The 24,195-nt window shown below is 54.5% G+C and carries 26 protein-coding genes and 1 tRNA gene; 16 read left to right on the forward strand and 11 right to left on the reverse strand.

Annotation, left to right across the window (positions count from 1 at the left end; all coding sequences use genetic code 11):
• Window positions 1-8 precede the first annotated feature (8 nt).
• Genes OSB_RS03940 through OSB_RS03950 form a run of 3 tightly spaced genes read right to left on the reverse strand, consistent with a single transcriptional unit; the run spans window position 9 to window position 1,831 of the window.
• On the reverse strand, window positions 9-755 hold the full coding sequence (locus tag OSB_RS03940; protein ID WP_049833762.1) for a sulfite exporter TauE/SafE family protein: 747 nt from the start codon (window positions 753-755) through the stop codon (window positions 9-11).
• A complete protein-coding gene (locus tag OSB_RS03945; RefSeq protein ID WP_049833763.1) occupies window positions 752-931 on the reverse strand; it encodes an NAD(P)-binding domain-containing protein in 180 nt (59 codons plus the stop codon). Before OSB_RS03945 ends, OSB_RS03940 begins: the two co-directional genes overlap by 4 nt.
• A gap of 18 nt (window positions 932-949) precedes the next feature.
• Entirely contained in the window at window positions 950-1,831 is an 882-nt protein-coding gene (locus OSB_RS03950; protein WP_049833764.1) for an MBL fold metallo-hydrolase, read from the reverse strand.
• Between the two features lie 229 nt (window positions 1,832-2,060).
• On the opposite strand from OSB_RS03950, the gene OSB_RS03955 reads away from it, so the two are divergent.
• From OSB_RS03955 to OSB_RS03980, 6 genes are all read left to right on the forward strand, one after another.
• Window positions 2,061-2,654 carry a carboxymuconolactone decarboxylase family protein gene (locus tag OSB_RS03955; protein WP_049833765.1) on the forward strand — a complete coding sequence of 198 codons (594 nt, stop codon included), beginning with the start codon at window positions 2,061-2,063 and terminating at the stop codon, window positions 2,652-2,654.
• 49 nt (window positions 2,655-2,703) lie between these two features.
• The gene (locus tag OSB_RS03960; RefSeq protein ID WP_049833766.1) at window positions 2,704-3,819 is read left to right on the forward strand and encodes a Bug family tripartite tricarboxylate transporter substrate binding protein; all 1,116 of its coding nucleotides are present in this window, start codon (window positions 2,704-2,706) and stop codon (window positions 3,817-3,819) included.
• Window positions 3,820-3,898: 79 nt separating this feature from the next.
• Window positions 3,899-4,465, forward strand: a complete 567-nt coding sequence (locus OSB_RS03965) for a tripartite tricarboxylate transporter TctB family protein (RefSeq protein ID WP_049833767.1) — start codon at window positions 3,899-3,901, stop codon at window positions 4,463-4,465.
• A 3-nt stretch (window positions 4,466-4,468) separates the two neighbouring features.
• The gene (locus tag OSB_RS03970) at window positions 4,469-5,983 is read left to right on the forward strand and encodes a tripartite tricarboxylate transporter permease (protein ID WP_049833768.1); all 1,515 of its coding nucleotides are present in this window, start codon (window positions 4,469-4,471) and stop codon (window positions 5,981-5,983) included.
• Window positions 5,976-7,109 carry a Gfo/Idh/MocA family protein gene (locus OSB_RS03975; RefSeq protein WP_049833769.1) on the forward strand — a complete coding sequence of 378 codons (1,134 nt, stop codon included), beginning with the start codon at window positions 5,976-5,978 and terminating at the stop codon, window positions 7,107-7,109. Before OSB_RS03970 ends, OSB_RS03975 begins: the two co-directional genes overlap by 8 nt.
• On the forward strand, window positions 7,106-8,053 hold the full coding sequence (locus OSB_RS03980; protein WP_049833770.1) for a TRAP transporter substrate-binding protein: 948 nt from the start codon (window positions 7,106-7,108) through the stop codon (window positions 8,051-8,053). The genes OSB_RS03975 and OSB_RS03980 overlap by 4 nt, the downstream gene beginning before the upstream one ends.
• Before the next feature lie 58 nt (window positions 8,054-8,111).
• Here the strand turns inward: OSB_RS03980 and OSB_RS03985 are convergent, their stop codons facing one another.
• Window positions 8,112-9,167: an Ldh family oxidoreductase gene (locus OSB_RS03985; RefSeq protein ID WP_049833771.1), complete on the reverse strand. Its 1,056-nt coding sequence runs from the start codon at window positions 9,165-9,167 to the stop codon at window positions 8,112-8,114.
• Window positions 9,168-9,382: 215 nt separating this feature from the next.
• Here OSB_RS03985 and OSB_RS03990 point away from each other — a divergent pair, with 215 nt between their 5' ends.
• On the forward strand, window positions 9,383-10,066 hold the full coding sequence (locus OSB_RS03990; RefSeq protein ID WP_049833772.1) for a FadR/GntR family transcriptional regulator: 684 nt from the start codon (window positions 9,383-9,385) through the stop codon (window positions 10,064-10,066).
• Between the two features lie 8 nt (window positions 10,067-10,074).
• Here OSB_RS03990 and OSB_RS03995 read toward each other — a convergent pair whose 3' ends face one another.
• The 4 genes from OSB_RS03995 to OSB_RS04010 are packed head-to-tail and all read right to left on the reverse strand — an operon-like array spanning window position 10,075 to window position 13,685.
• A complete protein-coding gene (locus tag OSB_RS03995; RefSeq protein WP_049833773.1) occupies window positions 10,075-11,049 on the reverse strand; it encodes a quinone oxidoreductase family protein in 975 nt (324 codons plus the stop codon).
• A 38-nt stretch (window positions 11,050-11,087) separates the two neighbouring features.
• Window positions 11,088-11,549, reverse strand: coding sequence for a cupin domain-containing protein (locus OSB_RS04000; protein WP_049833774.1), 462 nt, complete (start codon window positions 11,547-11,549; stop codon window positions 11,088-11,090).
• Window positions 11,550-11,567: 18 nt separating this feature from the next.
• Window positions 11,568-12,494, reverse strand: coding sequence for a dihydrodipicolinate synthase family protein (locus OSB_RS04005; RefSeq protein WP_049833775.1), 927 nt, complete (start codon window positions 12,492-12,494; stop codon window positions 11,568-11,570).
• A gap of 18 nt (window positions 12,495-12,512) precedes the next feature.
• On the reverse strand, window positions 12,513-13,685 hold the full coding sequence (locus OSB_RS04010) for a zinc-dependent alcohol dehydrogenase (protein ID WP_049833776.1): 1,173 nt from the start codon (window positions 13,683-13,685) through the stop codon (window positions 12,513-12,515).
• Between the two features lie 281 nt (window positions 13,686-13,966).
• Between OSB_RS04010 and OSB_RS04015 the strand changes: the two genes are divergently transcribed.
• The 5 genes from OSB_RS04015 (at window position 13,967) to OSB_RS04035 (ending at window position 18,164) form a co-directional block, all read left to right on the forward strand.
• The gene (locus OSB_RS04015; protein ID WP_049833777.1) at window positions 13,967-14,605 is read left to right on the forward strand and encodes a glutathione S-transferase family protein; all 639 of its coding nucleotides are present in this window, start codon (window positions 13,967-13,969) and stop codon (window positions 14,603-14,605) included.
• 327 nt (window positions 14,606-14,932) lie between these two features.
• Window positions 14,933-15,925: a TRAP transporter substrate-binding protein gene (locus OSB_RS04020; RefSeq protein WP_234967343.1), complete on the forward strand. Its 993-nt coding sequence runs from the start codon at window positions 14,933-14,935 to the stop codon at window positions 15,923-15,925.
• A gap of 67 nt (window positions 15,926-15,992) precedes the next feature.
• Window positions 15,993-16,523 carry a TRAP transporter small permease gene (locus tag OSB_RS04025; RefSeq protein WP_049833778.1) on the forward strand — a complete coding sequence of 177 codons (531 nt, stop codon included), beginning with the start codon at window positions 15,993-15,995 and terminating at the stop codon, window positions 16,521-16,523.
• Window positions 16,520-17,830 carry a TRAP transporter large permease gene (locus OSB_RS04030; protein ID WP_049833779.1) on the forward strand — a complete coding sequence of 437 codons (1,311 nt, stop codon included), beginning with the start codon at window positions 16,520-16,522 and terminating at the stop codon, window positions 17,828-17,830. Before OSB_RS04025 ends, OSB_RS04030 begins: the two co-directional genes overlap by 4 nt.
• Before the next feature lie 118 nt (window positions 17,831-17,948).
• Window positions 17,949-18,164 (forward strand): hypothetical protein, encoded by a 216-nt coding sequence (locus OSB_RS04035; protein ID WP_049833780.1) that lies wholly within the window; start codon window positions 17,949-17,951, stop codon window positions 18,162-18,164.
• 34 nt (window positions 18,165-18,198) lie between these two features.
• On the opposite strand, the gene OSB_RS04040 is transcribed toward OSB_RS04035, so the two are convergent.
• Window positions 18,199-18,272, reverse strand: a tRNA-Cys gene (locus OSB_RS04040).
• Window positions 18,273-18,436: 164 nt separating this feature from the next.
• Here OSB_RS04040 and OSB_RS04045 point away from each other — a divergent pair.
• From OSB_RS04045 to OSB_RS04055, 3 genes are all read left to right on the forward strand, one after another.
• Window positions 18,437-19,090: a protein-L-isoaspartate O-methyltransferase family protein gene (locus OSB_RS04045; protein WP_049833781.1), complete on the forward strand. Its 654-nt coding sequence runs from the start codon at window positions 18,437-18,439 to the stop codon at window positions 19,088-19,090.
• Window positions 19,091-19,150: 60 nt separating this feature from the next.
• The gene (locus tag OSB_RS04050) at window positions 19,151-20,518 is read left to right on the forward strand and encodes a TolC family outer membrane protein (protein ID WP_049833782.1); all 1,368 of its coding nucleotides are present in this window, start codon (window positions 19,151-19,153) and stop codon (window positions 20,516-20,518) included.
• Window positions 20,519-20,595: 77 nt separating this feature from the next.
• On the forward strand, window positions 20,596-21,585 hold the full coding sequence (locus OSB_RS04055) for a hypothetical protein (RefSeq protein WP_049833783.1): 990 nt from the start codon (window positions 20,596-20,598) through the stop codon (window positions 21,583-21,585).
• Window positions 21,586-21,594: 9 nt separating this feature from the next.
• Here OSB_RS04055 and OSB_RS04060 read toward each other — a convergent pair whose 3' ends face one another.
• The gene (locus OSB_RS04060) at window positions 21,595-23,049 is read right to left on the reverse strand and encodes a cobyric acid synthase (RefSeq protein WP_049836036.1); all 1,455 of its coding nucleotides are present in this window, start codon (window positions 23,047-23,049) and stop codon (window positions 21,595-21,597) included.
• Window positions 23,050-23,111: 62 nt separating this feature from the next.
• Between OSB_RS04060 and OSB_RS04065 the strand changes: the two genes are divergently transcribed.
• Entirely contained in the window at window positions 23,112-23,789 is a 678-nt protein-coding gene (locus OSB_RS04065; RefSeq protein ID WP_200802521.1) for a cobalamin biosynthesis protein CobQ, read from the forward strand.
• Window positions 23,790-23,853: 64 nt separating this feature from the next.
• Here OSB_RS04065 and OSB_RS04070 read toward each other — a convergent pair whose 3' ends face one another.
• Window positions 23,854-24,192, reverse strand: coding sequence for a DUF6280 family protein (locus OSB_RS04070; protein WP_049833784.1), 339 nt, complete (start codon window positions 24,190-24,192; stop codon window positions 23,854-23,856).
• Window positions 24,193-24,195 lie beyond the last annotated feature (3 nt).

Genomic DNA, 24,195 nt, shown 5'->3' on the forward strand with positions numbered 1-24,195 from the left:
CGGCGGCACTAAAGTATGTTCACGAGGGTCAGACGTAGGCCAAGCGCGAGGATCGTCCAGAGAAGGGCCGTGCGAAAGACACGTTCGCTTAGCTTTGGTCTGATCCAAGCGCCAATTCGAAATCCAGCCAGCGAGACAAACACCGCACAGATCGAAAGCGAGAGCGTGACGTTGTTTAGGACGCTGGCAGTCGACAATCCGGCGACAAGTCCGACGCCGCTGGTAAAAAACATGAAGCCAGCCGCTGCCATGAATTCTTCGCGCGGCATCTTCAACGCAACCGCGTAAACCATCACCGGGGCCGTCACAGCAGCAATTCCGCCAATCACACCTGAGACAATCCCGACACCGATTTGCCAGTGCGGGCTTTCCTTTGCCGGAATGTTGAGTTTGAACAACGACGACAAGGCGAACAGCGTCAGTGACAGGCCAACGATAATGTTGATCCAGCGGCTGGGGACATCGGCGGCAAGCTGCGCGACGATAAAGGTGGTGACGAGGATCACACTGCCCGCAAGCAAGAACCGGCGCACAATGGGCTGCCAGCCTTTGACAGTGAAAAACTGCATGAAATTTGTCAGTAAGATCGGGATTGCAAGAATAGCGACACCAAAGGACGAGTCGATAAAGATCGGAAATACAGACATCGCGAAGGCCGGGAACCCGACACCGAGTGACCCCTTAATCGTCCCTGCAATCAAGAAAACGATCATGATCGCAACCATAATGATCGGTGAGGGGAAGCCTGTAATCATTGTGCCTGCTTTGCTGCGTATACTTCGAACAATGATGCCGTATCATGCGTTTTCAACCGTTCGCGTGCGCCACTTAATGGACCGCTCGCGCAAACTTCAAATCCCGCGGCAATGAGGTTTTTCGCATAAAAAGATCCCATGATAGCTAATCCGATAATGCCAACGCGCTCGGCCATTCTAGTCTCCGTTACCGCTTAAATTCGGTGTTGATAGCTTGCCGGGACCCAACGGTATTTGTCACCGCCGCGCTCGATATAACCAATGGAAGGGAAGGGCATGTGGTGGCCTGCAACCAAAATTCCGTCGGTGTGAACCATATCCAACACGCGCTTACGCGTCGCGATAGCCATGTCTTTGTCGTCGTCAAACCCGACGGGGCTGTCAGGGTGTTCAACTGAATAAACGTAATGGTTTGCAACGTCGCCCCAGACAAGCGCGCGGTCTCCGCCGCTCTCAAGGTGATACATCATATGGCCAAGCGAATGCCCGAAGGCCGCCATGGCCGTCACACCGCTGCACACTTCGCTGCCGTCTTCGAGAAAGGTGAATTGATCCGCTAAAGGCGCGATGATCTTGAGAAAAAGATCGCGATTTTGCGCGCGCTGCGGAGGGATCGATGCGCCGCTGAACCATTCATCAAATTCACGGCGGCCAATCATCAATTGTGCGTTCGGAAAGGCGGGTTTCCCATCTTCAAGTAAGCCACCGATATGATCAGGGTGCATGTGGGTGAAGGCGATGACGTCGATGTCTTCGGGTGCGTATCCGGCCAGCGCTAGGTTTTGGCGCAAATTCCCGGCCCCTTTGTCACGGCCCATTGCGCCAAATCCGGTATCAAACAACACCAATTTAGAACCGGTATTGACCAGCGTCGGAGTGAAACCGTTTTCGATTTGCGTCGCGGGAAGGTGTGCTGCGGCCGATATTTGCGCAATGTCTTCAGCGTTATGATCCAACAAAAAGGGCGGGCTAACTTCCATCGTTAGAGCACCGTCGCGCACGGTCGTGACGTCGGTCTCTCCGACAGTGACGCGATGGATCGGGTGCAGATACGAACCATGTAAAGGGGCAGGCATAAGTGATTCCTTTTGTCGTCGCTTCTCTGGCTTTCTGACGTTTTAAGTTGCTTGCTGAGTTTTAATGTATCCACTTAAATGGTCAACCATTGTTGGAAATTATTTGATTGAATCAGAGACTTCGTAAAGTAAATTAATAGAATAGTTGCCAAGTGTTGTACTGAAGTGCTTAGCTAGCCTTAGTTAAACTTTCTACATTGGTCAACCAATTTGCCGGAAAAGGGTTAGAATGCCATTCATTGAACCACTGAAGATCGACGCAACTGATGAGGCGCAGGCGGATATCGCGTGGCTTGCCTCTGCCACCGGCTTTACCGCCAATTCGATGCTAACCCTGTCCTACCGCCCCGAGATTGCAAAAGCCGTACTTGACCTGATCCGTGCTGTGGTTCGAACGCCAGATGGCACGGTCGATCCTGCACTGCGTTGGATGGTGGCCCACGTCACCAGCTTGTCCAACGGATGCAGCTACTGTTCCGCGCATACGTTCAAGAACGGCGCTGATAATGGGGTGCCGCAAGACAAGCTGGACGCGATCTGGGATTTCGAAACGTCGGATCTGTTTTCATCCGCCGAACGGGTGGCCTTGCGGATCGCGATGACGGGCGGACAGTGCCCATCCTACGCCACGCCCGAAGATATGGCGGAGCTACGTACGTATTTTTCAGATGCGCAAGTGGTTGAGATCGGGGCGGTGATTGCATTGTTCGGATTTAACAATCGCTGGAATGCCTTGATGGCCACTGACGTGGAGCCAGAGGTGACCGATTTCCTGGAGGAGAGGAAATACAAGGGAGCAAAAGAAGCGCGGACAACCGACTGAATTGAGTAAACCGCGCCTTCGAAAAACTGACAACAAAAGGGAGAGAGAGATGAACGATAATAAGAAAGCCGGCCTAAACCGCCGAGGATTTATTTCGGGTGCTGCGGGCGTAGCGGGCCTGTCAGCGATGCATATTACAATCGCGAACACCGCACATGCACAAACCTATCCGGGGCGTCCGATTACGCTGGTGGTTATGTATTCTGCTGGTGGTGGCACGGACACGATCATGCGCAAGCTTGCTGAAGAAATGGCAGCTGCGAAAGGGTGGACGATCAACGTAGCCAACCGCCCGGGCGCGGTTGGTGGTGTTGCGACCCAGTTCGTTGGGGCTGCGCGTCCGGACGGCTACACGCTGCTCGGTGGTGCCAATTACAACCGCTTCGTGCGCGTGCTTGGTCATGCCGAATTTACGCCGTGGGAAGACTGGATTTCCATGAAGGCTGCAAATGCGTTGGCCAGCTGGTCGGTGCGTGCAGACAGCCCGTTCCAGACGATGGAAGACGTTATCGAAGCAGCGCGGGCGAACCCAGGTTCTGTTTCGATTTCCACATCAGGCACCGGTGGCGTGTGGCATGAATTGGCACTGATCGTTGCAAACATCGCAGGTGTTGAGCTGAAGTACGTGCCGTACCAAGGCGGCAAGCCTGCGACATTGGCGGGCCTTCAGGGTGAGACAGATATCTCCGGTGGTGGCTTGCACGAACACATCGATCTGATCCGTGCTGGCGAGATGCGTAACTTGACGCAAACAAGCGGGGACGACATCACGTTGGATGACGGACAGGTTCTACGTTCGATCGCTACGATCCTGCCTGAAAGTCGCAGCATTCTGCCTGTTGGCGCGACCTACAACTTCATGTTCCGTCGCGATCTGCCTGCGGAAATCCAACAAGAAATCGTCGACGGGTTCCGCGCTGCGGCAAACTCTGACGGCTTCAAAGAGCTGGTCGACTCCAAGTTCTTCCAGCTTGACGTGAAGGTTGGCGAAGAAGCTGACCGTGAGGGTGCTTTGATGGAAACGATCACCACGGATATTTTCAACCGCAATCAGGAACAGATCGGTGCCGAAGTCAAAACGGCCGAAGAGCTTGGCCTGCCTGCGCCTGAAGATTTCGACAGCTGGTGGCCGCCGCAAGGCTACACACCGCCATCTTTTACCTAAGGTTCTTCCTGAAACCGACCGAGGTAGACGATCGCCTCGGTCGGTTTAAATTCCACTAAAAGCTTATGAAGGCGATGACATGAGTCAGGCTGACAACAATCAAGTTGTGTTCGAAGGCGAGGACGGCAACGCAGGATATGCCTCACCTGCATTGGATCTTATCGCGACAGCATTTTTGCTGGGGCTTTCTGTTTTGGTGCTAGTGGCATCATGGCGCTTGCCGGTTCCAGGGACGTGGACTACTGCGCCGGGGCTTTTGCCGTTCCTGACAGCCGGATCGTTGGCGATCATGGCGGTTCTGCTCGGAATCTCAGCGATTGTCCGGCGTCGCGACGGAACGCCCCTATGGGACGAAACCTCGCGAGACCGCAGCGAAGATGCACGCGCCATCGTTTTGGTTGTCGCAGTTGCAGTCTACGTCGGCGCGCTTCAGGGGTTGGCGTTCCAATACTATTTTGACATCGGATCGATTCCGATGGTGCTCAGCGCGTTCGAGCCCGTGACGATCATCGCGCTGTCCGCAATCATTCACATTTTCTGGCGCGGTCCGTTGTGGATTACCTCGCTCGTTTCAATCGGCTGGACCCTGACGTTGTCATTGGTGTTCCAAAAAGTGTTCAGCATCCCCTTGCCGGGAGGGTTTTGAGCCATGATTGAAACCATCCAACAATTGGTTACGCCATGGCTGATGATCATGACGTTGTCCGGCGTTTGCCTGGGTATTATCTGGGGAGCCTTACCAGGCCTATCAACGACGATGGCGATGGGGCTGTTGATCGGCTTGTCCGCTGGCATGTCGCAAGACGCATCGATCTGTTTCATGCTCGGTGTATATACCGGCAGCGTCTTTGGTGGTGCGATTTCAGCCGTGCTCATCAACATTCCGGGAACGCCGGACGCCGTGCCAACCATGATCGAGGGGCACCAACTGGCGCAACGCGGCGAAGGTGGTCAGGCTCTTGGAATGGCGATTGCCGCGTCCTTTGTCGGCGGCACGGTCGGGATCATTCTGCTGGTGACGCTTATCCCTGTCATCCTGACGTTCGCCTTGAACTTCAAAAGCTGGGAGATGTTCTGGCTCGCCGTTATTGGGATTCTTGTGTCCGGTTCTATGGCGGCGGGAACCATGCCGCTCAAGGGTTGGATCGCGGGCTGGCTTGGAATGCTCGTGGCCTTCGTCGGGTTGGAAACCATCCATGCGGTACCGCGCTTCACGCTGGGCAGCTTCGCTCTGTTTGACGGTATTTCCTATGTCGCCGTGTTGATCGGACTGTTTGGTCTGGCCGAGATCTTTCGAACTTTGCCGTCAAAAGATATCACAGCCATTCCCGACAATGTTGGGCGGATCATTCCACCGTTGCGGATTTTGGCGAAGTTCACTCCGTCTGCGATCCGTTCTGGTGTGCTTGGGACATTCATCGGTGCCATTCCAGGGGCAGGGGCCAATGTGGCATCCTTCCTCGCCTATGACATCGGCAAACGCCGCGCGTCGCCTGCGGAAAAGGCCAAGTGGGGCAAGGGTAGCTATGAAGCGCTCGTCTGTGCTGAAACAGCCAACAATGCCAATATTGGCGGGTCTATGTTGCCCACGTTGGCGCTTGGTATTCCTGGCAATGCGGCTGCGGCGGCATTGCTGGCGGCGCTGACGTTAAAAAACGTGTCCGTTGGCCCGACGATCGAAATCGACCACCCGGGTCTGATTTATTTCATCTACGGTGCCCTCTTTATCGCCAATGTGATGATGTATTTGGCGGCGTTTGCCCTGATTGGGCCGTGCGTGAAGCTGTTCAGCCTGCCGCGCGGCATCCTTATGCCGCTGATCATTCCGGTCTGCGTGATCGGTGCTTATGCGGTGAAGCTTTCAATCTTTGATGTCTGGATCATGTTTGGTGCCGGATTGGCGGGGTGGTTGCTTGCGGTGTTCAAGTTCCCCGTCGCGCCAATCGTACTGGGGGTCATTTTGGCGCCGTTGGCAGACGAAAACCTGCGCAGGTCTCTGTTCGTCTTTGAGGGCAAATCATGGACGTTCGTGGCGTCGCAATGGATCGGAACCATCTTGATGCTGTTCACGGCAATCGTGGTGATCGAAGGAATTTTAAGAGCTATGCGGGCAGGTCGCGCCATCGACGAAGACGCCCAGCTAACAGGAGAACAAGATGGCTAAACAACAGAGAAAAGAGATCGGTCTTGCAGTTATTGGATGTGGTACGATTGGACGGATCCGCGCGGAATTTGCGCGTGCTTATCCTGGTGTCGGGTGGATCGGGGTTTGTGACATCAAATCCGATCTGGGCCACAAGTTGCGCGATGATGTCGATGCGGATTTCTTCACCAACGACTACAAAGAGCTCCTCAACCGCCCTGAGGTAACGGCGACGATCATCGCAACGGATGAAAACTTTCACTTCGATCCGACGATGCTTGCGATTGAAAAGGGGCATGACCTTTTCATTGAGAAACCACTCGCAACGGATGCGCGCCAATCGGCAAAGATCCTTGAAGCGATAGAGGCGAACAACATCGATGCCGTTGTCGGCTACACGCAACGGTTCCGCCGTCGTTTCCTTGCCATTAAGGAAAAACTCACAACAGGGCAGATCGGGGATGTGCATTCGGTCGTCACGCGCGCGTTTATGAACCGAATGGTGCCGATCGCCACGGTGCGCCGCACGCAGGACCGCGCAACGTTGACGCCGATGGTGGTCTCGGGAACGCACAGTCTGGATATGTCGATGTGGCTGATGGAGGGCAAAGTACCGAAATCAGTCTTCGCCCAATCCAGCGACAAAGTCCTAAGCGAATGGGGCACCAAAGATTCGACTTTTGGCGTGTTCACGATGGAAGACGGCACAATCTGGTCGATGAATATTTCATGGGCTTTGCCCGAAGTTTGGCCCGGTTCTGTTTACGGGCTTGAGATAGGAATCGTCGGCACTGACGGGGTTATCGATATCGAAGACACGCACCGCGATGTGGTCTTGGCCAGTAATCACGAACAGGGTGGTGGCTATGTGCCAGATGGGTACAATCCACCACCACGACACGTTGATTTCTTGACCAGCTATCCCCCCGGTGATCTGCACAACGGACAGCTTTGGGGGCCGATGCGCGAAGAGACAAATTCGTGGTTCCAACGTATTTATGCCGGGCAAGAAACGCCCCACGCTACGGCGGCTGACGGGCATCGCAATCTGTTGATGACGATGGCGATGGATGTCTCGGCTAAACGCGGCGTTCCTGTCGCGTTACCCGCTGATCCGGAAGAATTGATGAGGGAACTGACTGGATGACAATCGAAATTACGTTTGGCGGGTATCAGGGGGACAACTCTGTACACACCCGCGGTGCACGATCCCTTGCCGAGGCCGTTGAGCGGCTTTCTGACGGCGCCGCGCGGATCAAGTTTCGCCAAAATATCGTGGAAGATGGCCATAAGGCGTCCGACCTTTTGTCGATGACAGAAAGCGGTGAGCTGGACGGGTGCTATTTCTCGTCGAGCTATCTGGCAAGCCGAGTTCCTGAACTGGCGTTGTTTGACCAGCATTTTGCTGTTCCGTCACGGGCGCATGCCTACGGTGTTTTGGATGGATCGTTGGGACAACGCTTGAAGCAAGAAGTTGAAGCCAAGACCGGATATTCAGTCATGGGATATTGGGACAATGGGTTGCGCCATATTTCGTCGCGCGGCGGGCAGTTAAATACGCCGGCAGCTTGCGAAGGGCTAAAGCTACGCACCTTGGCGAGCGACGATCATCAGCGTGTGTTTCGCGCGCTTGGGTTTGACCCAAAAGCCATCGATGTGCGGGATCTGCCAGCGGCTGTCATTGACGGAACCGTCGACGCGCAGGAAAATCCACTGACCAACATTTACAACTTCCGCCTTCATGAAACGCACCGTTCGGTGACGATGACTGGACATCTTTTGGGGGTCGCGCTGGTATTGTTTAATCGTGAAAAGGTTGAAAGTTGGCCCAAGGACGTCCGCGATGCGGTGCGACTAGCCGTGGCCGAGGCGACAAAAGATCAACGTCGCTTCGCGGCAGAAGACGATGTGATCTGCGCAAAGGCTATGCGAGAAGACGGTGTTGAATTGGTTGAGTTGACGGCAGACGAACGCGCGGCGTTTGCTGACGCAACACGCGGCGAGGTCGATAAGACACGCAGCCGGTTTGGTGACGATTTGATCGCATTGTTTGAGCGCGACATCGCGAACGCGAGCGAAGGGGCAGCGTAAAGCGCCCGTATTAAAACAGATTTTGGGGTGTGCCGAATTGACGGCGCGTCCCAAGTTTTTAGAGCGGCGCAATTCCAAGATCTGCTGCAAGCTCTTTCAGCGTTTCGCGCAGAGCGGGGGCGAGAGGGATGCCATTGTCCGTGCGATCTTGTGTCACCTGCGCCAACCTCTCACCGGGGAGGCGGATTTCGGAAACACCGGTCATCAGCTCGGATGACTTCATTTCTGCCCACACGTTATCGATGCTGGCTTTGAACATCTTTGGATCTGCGAAGGCTTTGATATCAAGGGCTAGAATGAAGTGGCCCGTGTTCGTTGTCTTTTTACTGTCGGCATTGAAATCGATCACGTCGCGTCCAAATGCGGCCCCGTTTAACGTGCCTGCGAGAATGCCAAAAATCAACGCAAGCCCGTATCCCTTGGCGCCACCAATTGGCAAAAGAAACCCTTCAGATGCGCGGGACGGATCCGTCAGCGGGTTGCCGTCTTTATCGACCATCCAGCCTTCGGGCATCGTTTCACCCCGTTGCGCCGCGGTTTTGACTTTGCCATAGGCGGCAACTGTGGTCGCCATATCCAGAATGATTGGCGGGTTGGCGCCAGACGGAATGGCCACCGCAATCGGATTGGTACTAAGCAACATTTCCGTGCCACCCCAGGGCGGCAAATGGTTGGCGCTTCCCACCGCGACATAGAGCCCGATCATATCCTTTTTCAGCGGCATCATCGCGTAAAGGGATGCAGGGCCAGCATGGTTGGAATGGCGCGCCCCGACCCATGCAACACCTGTGGTTTCGGCCTTCTTCATCGCAAGTTCTGTCGCGTTTTGCATGACCAGATGTCCAAGCCCATTGTCGCCATCAATCAATGCGGTCGCCGCGCGTTCTTCGATGATCTTAAAGTCGGGTTTGACGTTTAGCCCGCCAGCCTGAATGCGTTTGATATACATTGGCAGTCGGGAAACCCCGTGCCCATCCTGCCCAATCAGATCGGCCTGCGCCATCAATGCGGCGGCCTTTCCAGCTTCCTCATGGGGCATGCCAACGGCCACAAACGCGTTTTGAATGAACGATTGAAGCGTGCTGAGCGAGGTGCGCGGTGCTGTTTCAGACATTGGGCTAGGTTCCTTTGGTATGGTGACGTGTAATTCGGGTAGGCCAAGCCACGCTGGTTGGCTTACTCGTGAAATGGTTGACCATTGTCGAGCATGCTGGCAAACCTGACATGAAGGCTTTCTGGGATTTATAGTGATAATCCGTTGAATTTGGTTTGTTTTCAGAGGTGCATTCCACGCCGCGACTGTAACACAAGACTGCGATTGGTAACACAATGGATGAAACTATTTTGACGCGATTGCGCACTTGGATTGAGACATCCCGCATGAAAGAAGGTGCGCGGCTTCCGGCAGAACGCGAGTTGGCACAGACCCTTTGCATTAGTCGCGCCGAATTGCGCAAAGCCATGTTCGTCTTGGAAGTTGAAGGGCGCGTCGAGCGGATCGTCGGGCGGGGTACGTTCCTTGCAAAACGTGCCGCGGTTGCCAAGAAATCAACAGTCAATGCGCGGATCAACGAGTTGGCCGAACGCACAGGCCCATATGAAGCGATGACCGCGCGGATCGCAATCGAGCCTGAACTGGCCTCGCTTGCGGCGATCCATGCGTCTTCAAGGCAGCTACGTGACATTGCGGATTTGGCCGCGGCAATGAAAACCGCCGAAACCTGGAGCAAATACGAAAAGTTGGATTCTGACTTTCACGACATGATCGCACGCGCATCCGGCAATTCCTTGCTGCATGAGGTGCACAGCGTGATCAATCAGGTGCGTATGGTTGTGGTTTGGCGTCGCCTTAGCACACCACAAGAAATGCCCTCCAAAGACTATCATTCGTTCACAGAACACGACGCAATTGTCCACGCGCTTGAGCAACGCGACAGTAGCGCCGCAAAGAAGGCGATGCGCAAACACCTTAAATCGACGCTTGATACCATTCAGGCTGACGACGAGGACTAAACGGCACGTTAAAGCGTCAATAGGGTCGACCCCGTAAGCGACGCATCTTCAAGGGCGCGATGCGCCACTTGCACGTGATCAAGTGGGTAGGTTTTGTTGATGTTCACGCAAAGAACGCCGTCACGGACAAGTCGGAAAATCTCGTTTGCGGCATGTTCAAGGTCGGCGCGATCCGCGATGTAGTCCGCGAGCGTCGGACGTGTGAAATACAAAGACCCACTATGTTGCAAAAGGCTGGGCGCGACAGCGGGCGCTTCGCCCGTGGTGGCGCCGTAAGATACAAACATTCCATAACGCGACAGGCTGGCAATCGAGGCATCAAAGCTGGCGGCACCGACGCTGTCGTAAACTACAGGAACGCCTTTACCACCCGTGATTTCTTGCACGCGTTCAGCCACGTTTTCCGATTTACGATCAATGGCATGGGCATAGCCAAGCTTAAGGATCGCGTCGCAGTTTTCGCGCCCCGACGTCACGCCAATCATGTTGGCCCCGATGTGGTTGCCCCATTGTCCAGCGAGTTGACCCACACCGCCGCTTGCTGCCCAAAACAGCACATTCTCACCGGCCTTAATTTTATAGGTACGCGTCAGCAGGTATTCGACTGTCGTACCTTTCATCAAAACGGCGGCTGCAGTTTCATCGTCTATCCAGTCTGGAATTTTCACGACCCGCGCAGCCGGTGCGTTTCGGTGTGTCGCATAAGCCCCAAGGATCGGCCCGTAGGCTACGCGATCCCCTATGGCAAACCCATCAACACCATCCCCGACGGCGATAACCGTGCCAGCGGCCTCAAGGCCAAGCGGACTGGGCAGGTTCATTTTGTACGCACCGGACCGCTGGTAGATATCCATGTAGTTTAGGCCAAGTGCCGTGTGCTCAATTTGAACTTCGCCTTCAGTCGGGGCGGGCAGTTCAATTGTTTCGAGCTCCATGACCTCAGGGCTGCCCTGCGATCGCATTACAATGCGTGTGGTTTTCATCGGACTATCCTGTCTCAGTTTTTGGGCGAGTTCCCAATTTAAGCTGGTGTTTTAAGGCGCATATCGTCGGGGATGGGCCAAGCTGGGTTCTCGCCATCCAGAAATTCCACCGTGACAAACGACAGTTCTGTGTCGCCGATGTTTTCGACGGAATGCACCATCGATTCACCTGCGCCGTAGTTGTAATGCTTGGTCTCACCGACGTAGTGCTCAACGTCTTTGATTTCGCCGGAGGAAAAGTAACCGCGCGCTTTTCCGCTAGCCACGGCTGACCAAAAGTAGCGGTTTACGTGGCAGTGAAATCCAGCACGTCCGCCCACTGGGATGATCAAATGCCAAACCCGCATATCGGCCGTCTCAGACACCAGTGTCGAACCCACACACCCGTTCTCAAGGCCGGCCAGCATTTCTTCGTAAAACCCGTCTGGCCAATGGGCGAACGCGGCCGGATCGGTGTTGCGTTCAACGTGGTTTGATACGGTTTTCAGGTTCGTTGACATAAGTATCTCCTGTTCTTCTTAGGCTTTGGTGGCAGGCATCGCGCCGATAGCTTCGAGGTCTGCGCGTAAAGATGATCTTTGTTCGGCCGTTAGCGGGACCAATGGCGGCGTCATTCGTGTCCATAAGTCTTTGCCACTGCGCCACGCCTCGATTTGTTTCATCGCGGCCATCAATGGGTACTTACCGGCCACGGCACGGGCCGTTCTCACAACGTCCATCGCGGCATCACGCGCTGCACCCTCTGGTGCGGCTTTGGCGGCCTGAACCCCGTTTGCGAAGACGTTCGTTGACCCAGAGATAATGCCAGCAGACCCGATCGACAGACCATCCCACAAGAACGCCTCGGAGGACGGGTATACATCAAAGTCATCGGTGACGCCGTCGGTCGCTTCGATGAAAGCGCGCGATTGTTCAAAATCACCGCTGCTGTCTTTTAGCCCTGCGATGATACCACCGAAGGCCTTGCGCAACCGCAAGACCAGATTGACGGACAAGGGCACGGCCGACATTTGTGGGAAATGGTACAGATAAATCCGTAAATCGTCGGACCCAATTTTTTCGATGAGATTGGCATAATAGGCGAACAACCCATCATCGGACGGGTTCTTGTAGTAATAAGGCGGCAGAACAAGCGCGTTCATATAGCCTGCGTCGACGGCAGATCTGGTCAACGCGACGCAGTCCTCAGCGGAAGGCGCACCAGTCCCGAAAATAACTGCGTCCTTAGCGATACCTGCGTTTGCAAACGCTTCGGGAAGGGCCAACCGGTCACGCATGGGAACGGATGTGCCTTCACCGGTGGTTCCAGTTGGCGCGACCCCATCGCACCCACCATCCGTCATCAGATGCTTGCAATAGCCAATCAAGAGGTCTGTGTTTAGAGATCCGTCGGCATTGAACGGGGAGATTGCGGCAGCATAGATGCCACGAATTGCTTTGGTCATAGGTCTAGCCTTCTACGCTCATTTTACTGTTTTCGGGTCCTTGGGGCCGTTGCCCATCGACACAACAACTTTGATCGCATCATCGATGCGTTCGCGCGCATATTTCAACGCTGTCGGTAGCTCTTCCATGGAAAACGTGTGGGTGTGAACCAGTCGGGCATCGAACCGCTTTTCCGCCATGAACGCCATAGCGCGGTGCGTCGCGGAACGTCCTTCGCCGCGAATACCGTAGAGATAGATATTGTTCACCGCCAAATAGCCAAGGTCGAACTTAACCGGTTCCTTTGGGAAGGCCGCGAGGCAAATGCGTCCGCCACGGTTGGTCATCTTGACCGCTTGATTTGTTGTAGTCTCGTTGCCTGCGCAATCAACGACGTAATCCGCGCCTTTGCCTGTCAATTCCATGACCCGCGCGACCACGTCTTCGTTGCGCGCATCAATAACGTAGTCCGCACCCAGTTTGCGACCGATCTCATTGCGGTTTTCACGCGTTCCCACAAGGATAACAGGCGATGCACCAAGGGATTTCGCCACGGCAACTGCCAGCAGCCCAATCGGGCCGGGCCCGATAACGACGACACTTTCGCCGGCAACTAATCCGCCAAGTTCGGTCAGTCCGTACATGGATGTGCCCGCGGTGACGACCAACGTGGCTTCTTCGTCGGACATATCGTCGGGCACACGGATCATCGTGTTGATGTTGTTGACTGCATATTGCGCAAAGCCACCGTCTGTCGTGAACCCATTGGCGCGGTGGCCCTTGTCGACGTCACCGTAGTTTTTGCCGTAGTTGTGGCACGAGGTGTACATGCCCATGCGACAGCGTTTGCACTGTCCACAACCTGCGTGGATTTCAACCGTGACACGGTCGCCGATTTCGAATTCATCCACCCCAGGCCCTAGCGCGGCAATTGTGCCCATGTATTCATGGCCGGGCGTGTAGTTTTTGTTGAAGGGCGCGCCGCCTTCGATCAAAGCGGGCGTTCCGTATTTCAGGATTTCCAAGTCGGTCGCGCAAATCGCAACCGCATCGATCCGCACCAGCGCCTCGGCTTTTCCAGGGGCAGGGATAACCTTTTCGGTCAGCGTCAGCTCTTCAGGGTCTCCAAGAACCCATGCCTTCATTTCGTTTGGCAAAGGCATATTTGGGGACGTCTTTACAGCTTTCCATTCAGGAGTTTCGCGGGTCATGCGGGGCCTCTAATAATCAGTGATCTTTATGTATAATGGTCAACCAATTTTGATTGAGCGCGCTGAGTCGTTGAGTAAGGATAATGCTGCAATAATGGGCTGTATAGGTGTAATGGGTAGAAAATTCGAATTTAAGTGAATCGCAATGATTCCGCATTGGTTGACCAGTTGGTTGTGATTAGTTTGGTTGTGAGGGCTTGTCAGCCGATGCAAACGCCCTAATATCGAAGCGACGCTATTATCAACGACTCCACATTCCGGACTTACGCAGGACAAACCAAATGATTGATCTTTACACTTGGACGACACCGAATGGCCGTAAGGTTTCTATTTTGCTTGAAGAACTGGGCATCCCTTATACCGCGCATCCAGTCGACATTTCTAAGGACGAGCAGTTTGATCCTGACTTTTTGAAGATCGCGCCGAACAATCGAATTCCAGCGATTGTTGATCAGGACAACGGCATGTCCTTGATGGAGACGGGTGCGATCATGCTGTATCTGGCCAACAAGCATAAGCAGTTCACCTGCGAGGGTGATGAATATTGGCGCATGGTTGAATGGTTGATGTGGCAAATGGGTGGTCTTGGCCCGATGTTGGGGCAGGTTCACCACTTCGTAAAATACAACAAAGGTAAGTCTGAGTACGGCGAACAGCGCTATTCCACAGAAGCGCAGCGTTTGTATCGGGTTCTTAACACCCGTCTTGAGGGGCGTGACTACGTCGTGGGTGAGGGCAGAGGTCATTACACCATCGCCGATATGTCGATGTTTCCTTGGATTGCCCGTCACGACTGGCAGGAAATTGACCTTAAGGATTATCCAAACGTACGCGATTGGTATTTGCGCATCGTGGATCGTCCCGCAGTACAAAAGGGCTACCACATTCCTAAATATACGACCGATATCCCCATGCCGTAAGTGGCATCAGAACGGAGTGTTTGGGGGCGCAGTAATGCGCCCCTTTTTCGTTCACGTCGTCCCGCCAAGCCTGGAAAAGCCGACCGATATGATCTCGAGGCACCGATTCCCATATCGGTTAATCCGCGACCAGCCTAGCGGAACCTGAAGATTGCCCGCAGTAAATGCGTTATCTTTTCAAATACTTACTGGTGGATTTTGCCGCTTCGTATGTATGTGATCTCGACAGGTGTTTACAAAGCTAATTTGGTGTGCCCAACTCGCCAAACCAACAGGTATACTAGTCTGCATTCATTTTGCGGGCACTTTTAAGTCTGGGAGGACACAATGTTTCACTTCAAATCAATGAAGGCTGTAACCGTCGGCGCGATCGCTGCAACAGCTGTTATGGCGACGTCCGTTTCTGCGGAAACTGCATTGCGCGGCGCGAGCTTGTTTGACGAAGAGCACGCCTACACCAAAACACTTCGCGAGTTCGAACGCTTGGTCACTGAGGGCTATGATGGCGACGTTTCATTCGACATCAGCTTGAACGGCGAACTGGGCGACGAGAGCGATTTCGTGACGTTCTTGCAGCAGGGTGTTGCGATCGATTACGCCATCATGGCGCCGTCCAACATGGCGACATTCGCACCATCCATTCCTTTGATGGACATGCCATTCTTGTTCCGTGACCTTGAGCACTGGGATACTGCATTGGCCAGCGGTGTTATGGCCCCCCTCGAAGCTGAGCTCCTTGAAAAGGCAAACATCCGCGTCATCGGTTATGCAGGTGGCGGTGTTCGTAACCTCGCATCCGCTGAAGCCATCACAAACATCGATGAGCTGACAGGCCACCAGATGCGCGTAATGGGTGCGCCAATTCAGGCGCAAATCTTCGCAGCCATTCAAGCGGCACCTTCTGCGATTGCGTATAACGAAGTTTACAACGCGATTCAGACAGGCGTGATCGCTGGTTTCGAAAACGAAGCGGCGTCCATCCAGAACCTTAAGTTCTACGAAGTTGCCCCGCACATCACACTGACGCGCCACGCGATTACCGTGCGCCCATTGGTGATGTCTGAAAGCACGTTCTCTGCTTTGGATGCCGATCTTCAAGCTGTTGTTCTTGAAGCCGGTGCCGCAGCGGGCGCATTCGGCCGTGAGCTGGAAAGCCGTCAGGACGGTGAAAAGATGCAAGAGATGATCGATGCTGGTCAGGTGTTTGTCACTGAATTCGAAGGCCGCGATGCGCTGCTTGAGATGGTGATCCCTGTGCAAGACGCATACGCCGCTGAACTGGGCGCGTCTGATCTGCTTGAAGCAATCCGCGCTAAGTAAGTCTCGGACATTGAAAATGATTATCGGCGCCGGTCAACGGCGCCGATAATTTTACTTAGGGGACGTCATGATAATTCGGGTCTTTAAATTGCTTCGCAGCGGCTTTGTCGGGCAGGCGCTTGAGCAGCTTTGCAATGTTTTACGGGTGTTGCTAGGAGTTCTTATCGCCGTCCTCGCCATCCCTGTCGGCATGCAGGTAATCGCACGCTACACTGGTCTTATTCCTGTGTATCTTTGGACCGAAGAGCTGGCGACGTTCATCTTCGTTTGGGCCGTCATGATCGGCGCGATGATTGCGGTTTGGGACGGGTCCCACTTTGATGTACGCGTAATCCCAGATGCCAAACGCCCTCTGCTTGTCCTGTTACAGGACGGGTTTGTGCTGGTTATGATCCTCGCCTTCGCGCTGATCTTTGCGTGGTACGGGATTGAATACGCCAAATTCGGCTACATCCAGAATTCCGTTATGATGCGCGCGAATATGCTGGTCACTTATATCTCGGTGCCGATTGCAGGTGTCATCTGGATCTTGTTCGCGGGCTACAGGCTTTACGAAGCTATTCTCAAATATAAAAATCGGGCGGTAGACGCAGCATGATTATCTCAACGGGCCTCGCCTGCGCCATTCTTGTCGGCAGTTTTATTTTCTTGGTCGCCATGCGCATTCCTGTGGCGTTTTCACTTGCGATTGCGACGGTGCCGATTGTGGTTCTGGAACTGCGCCTGACCCCGTTCATTGTGCTGGACCGTATGTTCCAGTCCTATAACGCCTTCATCTTGCTTGCTGTGCCGTTCTTCTTGCTTGCCGCGAACCTCATGAATTCGGGGAAAGTTACGGAAAAGCTGATTGATCTTTCGCGTGTTTTAACGGGATGGATGCCTGGTGGATTGGGGCACGTTAATGTTGCTGTTTCCATGCTGTTTGCTGGTATTTCAGGGTCATCTACCGCGGATGCGGCGGGTTGTGGGAAAATCTTGATCCCCGCAATGATCAACGAGGGTTACGACCGCCGTTTCGCAATTGCGATTACTGCCTGTTCGTCCGTTATGGGCGTCATCATCCCTCCGTCGATCTTGATGATCGTTTGGGGCGGGGTCATGAAGACGTCGGTCGGAGCTTTGTTTTTGGCGGGTGCCATTCCGGGCATCATGATCGGGCTTGCGCTTATGGCAACGGTTTACGGCTATGCAAAGGTTTATGATTACCCGATTATCGGCAAGCCGACCCTGAACGAAATCTGGGTGGCGTTTAAGGGCGCATTCCTTGCGTTGCTTACACCGATCTTTGTTATCGGCAGCATCGTCGGCGGCATTGTTACGCCAACGGAAAGCGCGATCATTGCGGCGGGTTACGCGTTGATCCTTGGGATGTTTGTTTATCGAACAGTCACGATCAAAGACTTAGGTCATATTTTCTATGACACAGGGCGCTTCGCGTCGATCTCACTTTTCGCGATTGGATCTGCGTCTGCGTTTGGTTGGTTGCTGGCCTTCTATCATGTGCCGCAGTTGGTTGTGGACACGATGACAAGCCTTGAATTTGGTACCTTCGGAACCGCTCTTGTGATTGCAGGCCTGTTCTTATTCTTCGGCCTGTTCATTGACGCGATCCCGACGATCATCATCCTCGGTACGGTTCTATTGCCTGTTGCGACGGCGGCAGAAATTCATCCGGTGGTGTTTGCGATTATCGGTATTGTTTCGCTCGCCTTTGGGCTGGTGACTCCGCCGTACGGATTGTGCTTGCTGATTTCGGCCTCAATCGGTGGGATGAACGTTGTGCAAGTGATGCGTGAAGTGTGTATCATCTTGCTGCCAATGTTGCTGATCCTGCTTTTGATTATCGTTTTCCCAAGCATCGCACTGTGGCTGCCACAAACGTTGATGCCGGACACGTTTAAGTAAACACGACACGCGCTTAATACTGTCGCCAAACGGGGCAAGGGAAAGACCTGACGCTTCGAGTCGTTGCATGAGCTGCACACTTTACCCTAGTTGATCCACCGTTTCGGACAATTCGTTCATGGCTGATCAGCCCCGTTTCGACTACCTAAGAGGCTACGGCCAACCGCATCTGCATAAGCCGGATATCGATGTTTTGGTGGCGCGAGGAGTGCGTTTAGGTGAAGCCAATTTGCGGTCCATCGCGCATGTCGACCAATACGGGGCGCTAATTGCGCAGCTATGGATCTACGTGGAATGGGATGCCGCTCAGGGTTGGGGAGCCGACGCTGAGTGATCATCTGCGAGAGGTCGGAGTTATCACAACCGTTTGGAGGCGAGTACGAGAATCGAACTCGTGTACACGGATTTGCAATCCGCTGCGTAACCACTCCGCCAACTCGCCGTCCTGTGGTTGTGGGTGTGCTTTAGCGACGAATCTGGGGCGGTTCAATAGGGTGTTTGCATGTCTGCCGGAAGAACAACGCTGTTAGCAACAATGGGCCGTTGCCGACAGCCAATCGCTGTGGCATGAATGGGCCGTAGATTCTGAACGAAAGAGTTTAGCTCGTGGCTGATTATCAAACCCGCAGAACAATGATGGTGGACACACAGGTTCGCCCATCAGACGTGACCAAATTCCCAATTATCGATGCGCTGTTGAGCGTGCCGCGCGAAGACTTCGTGCCGGACGCCAAGCGCGAGGCGGCTTACATCGGTGAAAATATCGATATTGGCGAAGGCCGGGTGCTGCTTGAGTCGCGCACGTTTGCCAAAATGCTTGAAGCTGCTGAGATCGAGCCAACGGATGTTGTTCTCGATCTTGGGTGCGGGCTTGGGTATTCGACTGCGGTCCTTGCACAGTTGGCCGATTTCGTTGTTGCCGTCGAAGACGAGGCCGGGCGCGCTGAAGAAGCGCAACAAAACCTGTCCGATCACGGCATCGACAATGCCGCCGTATTTGAAGGCGCACTTGTTGAGGGTGCGGCAAAGAACGGCCCTTTCGATGTGATCTTGCTGCAAGGTGCCGTTGAACAAGTTCCTGCGGCGTTGTTGGCGCAAGTTAAAGACGGCGGACGCATTGTTGCGATCTTCGCAGAGGGCGCTTTGGGCGTCGTTCGTGTGGGCCGCAAGATTGACGGTTCTGTGAATTGGCGCATGTCTTTCAATGCAAGCGCACCGGTATTGGCGGACTTTGGTAAAGAAGCTGCCTTCAGCTTCTGACAAAACACTTTTGTCAGAGGTCCATTTTGGTACGATGACCTGATTGATAAGGAAACGATCATGACACTAAGACGTCTATTTGGCGCAATGTGCGTCGCTTTGATTGTTGTTTCGTCACCTGCGCGTTCGGAATCCTTGGCGGATGCGTTGCGCGATGCCTATCACAACTCTGGCCTTCTCGATCAGAACCGCGCACTGTTGCGGGCCGCTGATGAAGACGTTGCCCAGTCTTTGGCGGCATTGCGTCCGGTTGTCAGCTGGCAAGCACAAGCGATTTACGCGACTTCGTCAGCATCGACGTCGAGCAGCCTGTCCGACGATCTGAGCGCCACGGTCTCCGTCTCTGCGAGCCTATTGTTGCATGACGGTGGTGCAAGCGCCTTGGCGACGGAAGTCCAAAAAGAAGTCGTTCTTCAAACCCGAGAGGGCCTTGTTCAGGTTGAACAGCAGGTGCTTTTCCGCGCGATTGACGCCTACATGAATGTGCGTCGTCAGTCTGAATTCCTTGCGCTTCGTCGCAGTAATGTGAGTGTGATCAACCAAGAACTGCGCGCGGCGCGGGATCGTTTTGAAGTTGGCGAAGTCACACGTACCGATGTTTCGTTGGCAGAAGCGCGGCTGGCTGCAGCGCAAAGCCTTCTGGCGTCTGCTGAAGGGGCGTTGGCCCAAGCCAATGAAGAATTCCGCGCTGCTGTTGGGCGTGCGCCAGGTCGTCTGGATGTCGTTTCACCGGCAGCGTTACAGCACAATCTTGAAGATGCACGTGCATTTGCGATGCGTCGCCACCCAGATGTGATTGGCGCACAACATGGTGTTTCAGCGGCCGAGCTCAACATCCGCCGCGCCGAAGCGGCATTGAACCCGCGTCTAAGCCTGAATGGATCTGTCGGCTTGAATGATGAAGGCACAGCGTCGCAACAATTGGGGCTAACCTATGGTGGTACAATCTATCAGGGTGGGCAGTTGCAATCTCTTATTCGCGAAGCACAAGCGAACCGTGATGCGTCGCGCTCTGGCCTTCTCGTGACGACCCAAGGCGTCAGTCAGAATGTTGGCAATGCCTATGCGATCTTGAACGTTGCGCGTGCCAGCCTTGAAGCGTCGAACCTGCAAGTGCGTGCTGCACGCACAGCCTTTCGCGGTGTGCGCGAAGAGGCGACATTGGGCGCACGCACGACCTTGGATGTTTTGAACGCCGAACAAGAACTTCTCGATGCGCAGGCCAACACGATTTCCGCGCAAGCCGATGAGGTCGTGGCAAGCTACCGCGTGCTGGCGACAATGGGGCTGCTCACAGCTGAGCACCTTAACCTCGGCGTGCAAAGCTATGATCCTGCTGCCTATTACAACCTCGTCCGTGAAGCGCCTGCGACCTATTCAGAGCAGGGCCAAGCACTGGATAGGGTTCTGCGATCCATCGGCGAATAGATCAAATCCCGACTATCGGTTGTTTGGTTGCTTCGGGCAGGTTAAACTGCACGCCTGAGGCTTAAGCAGGATGAACAATGTCCGATCCAGTGACGAACGTAGAAATTGAAGACGTGCTGTCTTCCATCCGTCGGCTTGTAAGCGATGGAGATAAGGCCCGTACGCGTGATCCAGCGCCTATTGAAGCCGATGCAGCACCTGCTCAAAACACCCCTGCAGACGCCGCTGAAACCTCCGAATCAAAGCAGGATAAATTCGTCCTAACACCCGCGTTTTTGGTCGTAGACAACAATGCGCCGTCTAAAGAGGCGGCAAAAGCGGACGCTGTGGAACATCAGCATGCCGACGAAACCGCTGAAGAGACCTACGACGAAGATGAATGGGTCGAAGAAATTTCTGAAACATCTGAGCCCGAACCTGAGGTTGATGTTGAAAGTGACGAAGGCCCGCTAGAACTGACCGACATGGTTTGGGATTCGGTTAACGATGCACGCAAGGCCGGCATTGCCGCTGTTCCTGGTGATGTCGAAGCGGAAGTAACCCCACCGCATACGCCAGATCGCTCGGAACTTGTAGCGACGATCGCGGAACTGGAAGCGGCTGTCAGCAACGAAGTTGAAGAATTTGAACCCGATGGCAGCGAAGACGTTGCCGATTTCATGGGTGAAACCATCGCTTGGCCAGGTGCCGTTGCGCGCAATTTTGATGATGCGCAAGATGCAGAAGAAGCCGCTGCGCCCGAGTTCAATCCAGACCTTGAGGCGGACGATACGCCAATCGCATTCGAGCACCGGACAACGGAAGCTGAGCAAACGGGCGAAGTCGAAGCGAAAGACGAACCCGAGGCGGGTATCGCTGACACGCAGGATGAATACGGCGACGACGACCTTGATGGGTTGCTTGAGGCGGGTGGCGTTACGCTGGACGAAGAAGCGCTGCGTGCATTGGTCTCAGAGGTTGTGCGCGAAGAACTGACGGGTCCATTGGGTGAGCGTATTACGCGCAACGTCCGCAAATTGGTCCGCCGCGAAATCTACCGCATCCTGTCGAGCCAAGAGTTCGACTAACGCAGGTCGTTACGAAACCGTCTGCGCCAAGCCGAACAAACGATCCACATCGAGACAGTTTTCAAGATGCTGCGCAAGCGCATCGAGCGTGGAGTCGACCCCGACGTCATAGTTCATTGCCTGAACGGGCGCGCCGATGCTGTCCATGTAGGACGTGCGAAACGGGTCAGAGGCAAACAGTCCGTGTAGATAGCACCCCTTGATACGCCCATCCGTGCTCGCCGCCCCGATCTGGCGACCATCAAGCGTAAGCCATGCGTTGGCACAGTCCGGCCCAACAGTATCCCCGATATGAATTTCATAACCCGTCACAGCGTCGCCCGTGGCGTTGAACGTCGCATTGCTCAGCGCGAGGCGTTTGTGTTCTGACATGGTCGTGGTCACATCCAACAACCCAAGGCCCTCTACGTTGCTAGCTGGCCCTTCAATACCGTCAGGGTCCGCAATTTCGCGTCCCAGCATCTGGTATCCGCCACAGATACCCAGCACATGCCCGCCGCGCCGCACGTGGGCGAGCAGATCGACGTCCCAGCCCTGGGCGCGAAAATGCGCGAGGTCGGCAATGGTGGATTTGGACCCGGGGATCAGCACCAGGTCCGCATCAGCGGGCAGAGGGCGACCAGCCTCTATTATTTCAACGGTGACATCGGGTTGCGCGGCAAGCGGGTCTAGGTCGTCAAAGTTCGCGATGCGGTTCAGCCGTGGCACAACAACCTTAATGGTACCGCCTTTGCGTGTCGCCACGTCCATCACATCCTCGGCGGGAAGTTTCCATGCATCCTCAAACCAAGACACAATGCCGAGTGGCGCCCAACCTGTGTGTTCGGCAATCGCCGTCATGCCGTCAGCAAACAAGGATGGATCGCCACGAAACTTGTTGATTGCAAAACCTTTGATGCGGGCGCGGTCCTCATCTGGAAGAATTACGTCCGTGCCAACCAGCTGCGCAATTACGCCACCACGATCGATGTCGCCGACCAACACAACGGGGCAACCAGCGGCCTCGGCAAAGCCCATGTTGGCAATGTCACCGGCGCGTAGATTGATTTCTGCGGGGGAGCCTGCACCCTCAATGATGATCAGGTCATAGGCAGCGGCAAGGCGGTGGTAGCTTTCTAACACAGGCCCAATCAAATCCGCCTTACGTGACCCATATTCGCGGGCCTTCATCGTGGCGAAACGTTTGCCCTGCACGATAACCTGCGCGCCGACATCGGTTTCTGGTTTCAACAGCACGGGGTTCATATCTGTGTGTGGTTCTAGCCCGCATGCACGCGCCTGCAGCGCCTGTGCGCGGCCAATTTCGCCGCCATCCATCGTGACAGCCGCATTGTTGGACATGTTTTGGGGCTTGAATGGCGCGACAGTCAGTCCGCGCTTCACAGCTGCGCGACACAGACCCGCAACCAACATGGATTTCCCCACATTGGACCCTGCGCCTTGAATCATGATTGCTTTAGCCATGTTCATCCTCCACGGTTCTGTCTAGCAGTCACGTCGAAAGAGGAAAGGGCCAAGGAACGAAGATGAATACACCCGCTCATTTGATTTTCGGTCTTGCCGCCTTTGGCAAAGCGGATGCGCCAAAGGTGACAGCCGCCGCGATTGTGGGAGCATTGCTCCCTGATGTTTCGCTTTATCTTTTGGCTGGTGTGCATCTGTTCGTGCTTGGAACGGACCCGCAGGTTGTCTTTGGAGAGTTGTATTTCTCGGATCTGTGGCAGAGCATTTTCCGGATAGATAATTCGTTTATTGTTTGGGGAGTGGTGCTTGGCCTTGCGATCGCGCTGAGAAAAGCATGGGTGATCGCGTTCGCTGGGGCGGCGCTTTTGCATATCGGTTTGGATTTTCCATTACATCATGATGACGGGCGCGCGCATTTCTGGCCGATAACGAACTGGATTTTCGAAAGTCCCGTCAGCTATTGGGATCGCAATCACTACGGGAGCATCGTCGCCACAATAGAAATTGTGGTGTCGCTTATTTTGTGTGGTGTTCTTTGGCGTCGATATGAATGGCCGGATGGCATCCAAAGCCGAACCAATCGTATCTTAGGTTTGTTCGGATCGGTGGCCGGGATTTTCTCATTGCCGATTGCAATCGCACATTGGTTTGTCGGCTTAGGAATGCGCGGGCTTGCGATGCTTCTTGCGCTCGGTCAGCTGCTTCCCGGTATTGTCTGGATATTCATGTTTGGCACGTAGGCAAAGAAAAACGCGACCCCGAGCAGAGGATCGCGTTCTTTGGCAGTCTAAACTTTTGAAGTGCTTAAGCGGCGCGTGTTTCCATGTCCGCAGCTTCCGCTTCAGCCACAGCGCGGCGTTCACTTTCTTCGCGCGACAGGGCTACGGAAGTCCGTACACCTTTACCGACGAAGTCCATCAGACCAGTCACAACGCGTTCGTTGGGGTCGATGCCAGCACAAGACAGAACTTCGCGACCATCGCGGGAACGTGCCCAGCGTGCGATCTGTTCTGGGCCGTTACCATACTTCTTATCGTCCGCAATGGCGTCGTCCAACGCGGCCAACACGACGGCAGCAAATAGTTTGCGCGCGCGGTTGCCTTGTTCGTTGTTGAATGCAGTGCCGTCGACGAAATCTCGCATAGT

Source organism: Octadecabacter temperatus (genome assembly GCF_001187845.1).
Classification (GTDB): Bacteria; Pseudomonadota; Alphaproteobacteria; order Rhodobacterales; family Rhodobacteraceae; genus Octadecabacter; species Octadecabacter temperatus.

Bases quoted from the DNA above. Each gene is read 5' to 3' on its own strand.
- OSB_RS03990 (WP_049833772.1), top strand. From the start codon at position 9,383: ATGGATGAAACTATTTTGACGCGATTGCGCACTTGGATTGAGACATCC.
- OSB_RS04065 (WP_200802521.1), top strand. From the start codon at position 23,112: ATGAATACACCCGCTCATTTGATTTTCGGTCTTGCCGCCTTTGGCAAA.
- OSB_RS04050 (WP_049833782.1), top strand. From the start codon at position 19,151: ATGACACTAAGACGTCTATTTGGCGCAATGTGCGTCGCTTTGATTGTT.
- OSB_RS04015 (WP_049833777.1), top strand. From the start codon at position 13,967: ATGATTGATCTTTACACTTGGACGACACCGAATGGCCGTAAGGTTTCT.
- OSB_RS04005 (WP_049833775.1), bottom strand. From the start codon at position 12,494: ATGACCAAAGCAATTCGTGGCATCTATGCTGCCGCAATCTCCCCGTTC.
- OSB_RS03950 (WP_049833764.1), bottom strand. From the start codon at position 1,831: ATGCCTGCCCCTTTACATGGTTCGTATCTGCACCCGATCCATCGCGTC.
- OSB_RS03960 (WP_049833766.1), top strand. From the start codon at position 2,704: ATGAACGATAATAAGAAAGCCGGCCTAAACCGCCGAGGATTTATTTCG.
- OSB_RS03940 (WP_049833762.1), bottom strand. From the start codon at position 755: ATGATTACAGGCTTCCCCTCACCGATCATTATGGTTGCGATCATGATC.
- OSB_RS04000 (WP_049833774.1), bottom strand. From the start codon at position 11,549: ATGTCAACGAACCTGAAAACCGTATCAAACCACGTTGAACGCAACACC.
- OSB_RS03970 (WP_049833768.1), top strand. From the start codon at position 4,469: ATGATTGAAACCATCCAACAATTGGTTACGCCATGGCTGATGATCATG.
- OSB_RS03985 (WP_049833771.1), bottom strand. From the start codon at position 9,167: ATGTCTGAAACAGCACCGCGCACCTCGCTCAGCACGCTTCAATCGTTC.
- OSB_RS04010 (WP_049833776.1), bottom strand. From the start codon at position 13,685: ATGACCCGCGAAACTCCTGAATGGAAAGCTGTAAAGACGTCCCCAAAT.
- OSB_RS03975 (WP_049833769.1), top strand. From the start codon at position 5,976: ATGGCTAAACAACAGAGAAAAGAGATCGGTCTTGCAGTTATTGGATGT.
- OSB_RS04060 (WP_049836036.1), bottom strand. From the start codon at position 23,049: ATGGCTAAAGCAATCATGATTCAAGGCGCAGGGTCCAATGTGGGGAAA.
- OSB_RS03995 (WP_049833773.1), bottom strand. From the start codon at position 11,049: ATGAAAACCACACGCATTGTAATGCGATCGCAGGGCAGCCCTGAGGTC.
- OSB_RS04025 (WP_049833778.1), top strand. From the start codon at position 15,993: ATGATAATTCGGGTCTTTAAATTGCTTCGCAGCGGCTTTGTCGGGCAG.
- OSB_RS04035 (WP_049833780.1), top strand. From the start codon at position 17,949: ATGGCTGATCAGCCCCGTTTCGACTACCTAAGAGGCTACGGCCAACCG.
- OSB_RS03955 (WP_049833765.1), top strand. From the start codon at position 2,061: ATGCCATTCATTGAACCACTGAAGATCGACGCAACTGATGAGGCGCAG.
- OSB_RS03945 (WP_049833763.1), bottom strand. From the start codon at position 931: ATGGCCGAGCGCGTTGGCATTATCGGATTAGCTATCATGGGATCTTTT.
- OSB_RS04055 (WP_049833783.1), top strand. From the start codon at position 20,596: ATGTCCGATCCAGTGACGAACGTAGAAATTGAAGACGTGCTGTCTTCC.
- OSB_RS04070 (WP_049833784.1), bottom strand. From the start codon at position 24,192: ATGCGAGATTTCGTCGACGGCACTGCATTCAACAACGAACAAGGCAAC.
- OSB_RS04020 (WP_234967343.1), top strand. From the start codon at position 14,933: ATGTTTCACTTCAAATCAATGAAGGCTGTAACCGTCGGCGCGATCGCT.
- OSB_RS03965 (WP_049833767.1), top strand. From the start codon at position 3,899: ATGAGTCAGGCTGACAACAATCAAGTTGTGTTCGAAGGCGAGGACGGC.
- OSB_RS03980 (WP_049833770.1), top strand. From the start codon at position 7,106: ATGACAATCGAAATTACGTTTGGCGGGTATCAGGGGGACAACTCTGTA.
- OSB_RS04030 (WP_049833779.1), top strand. From the start codon at position 16,520: ATGATTATCTCAACGGGCCTCGCCTGCGCCATTCTTGTCGGCAGTTTT.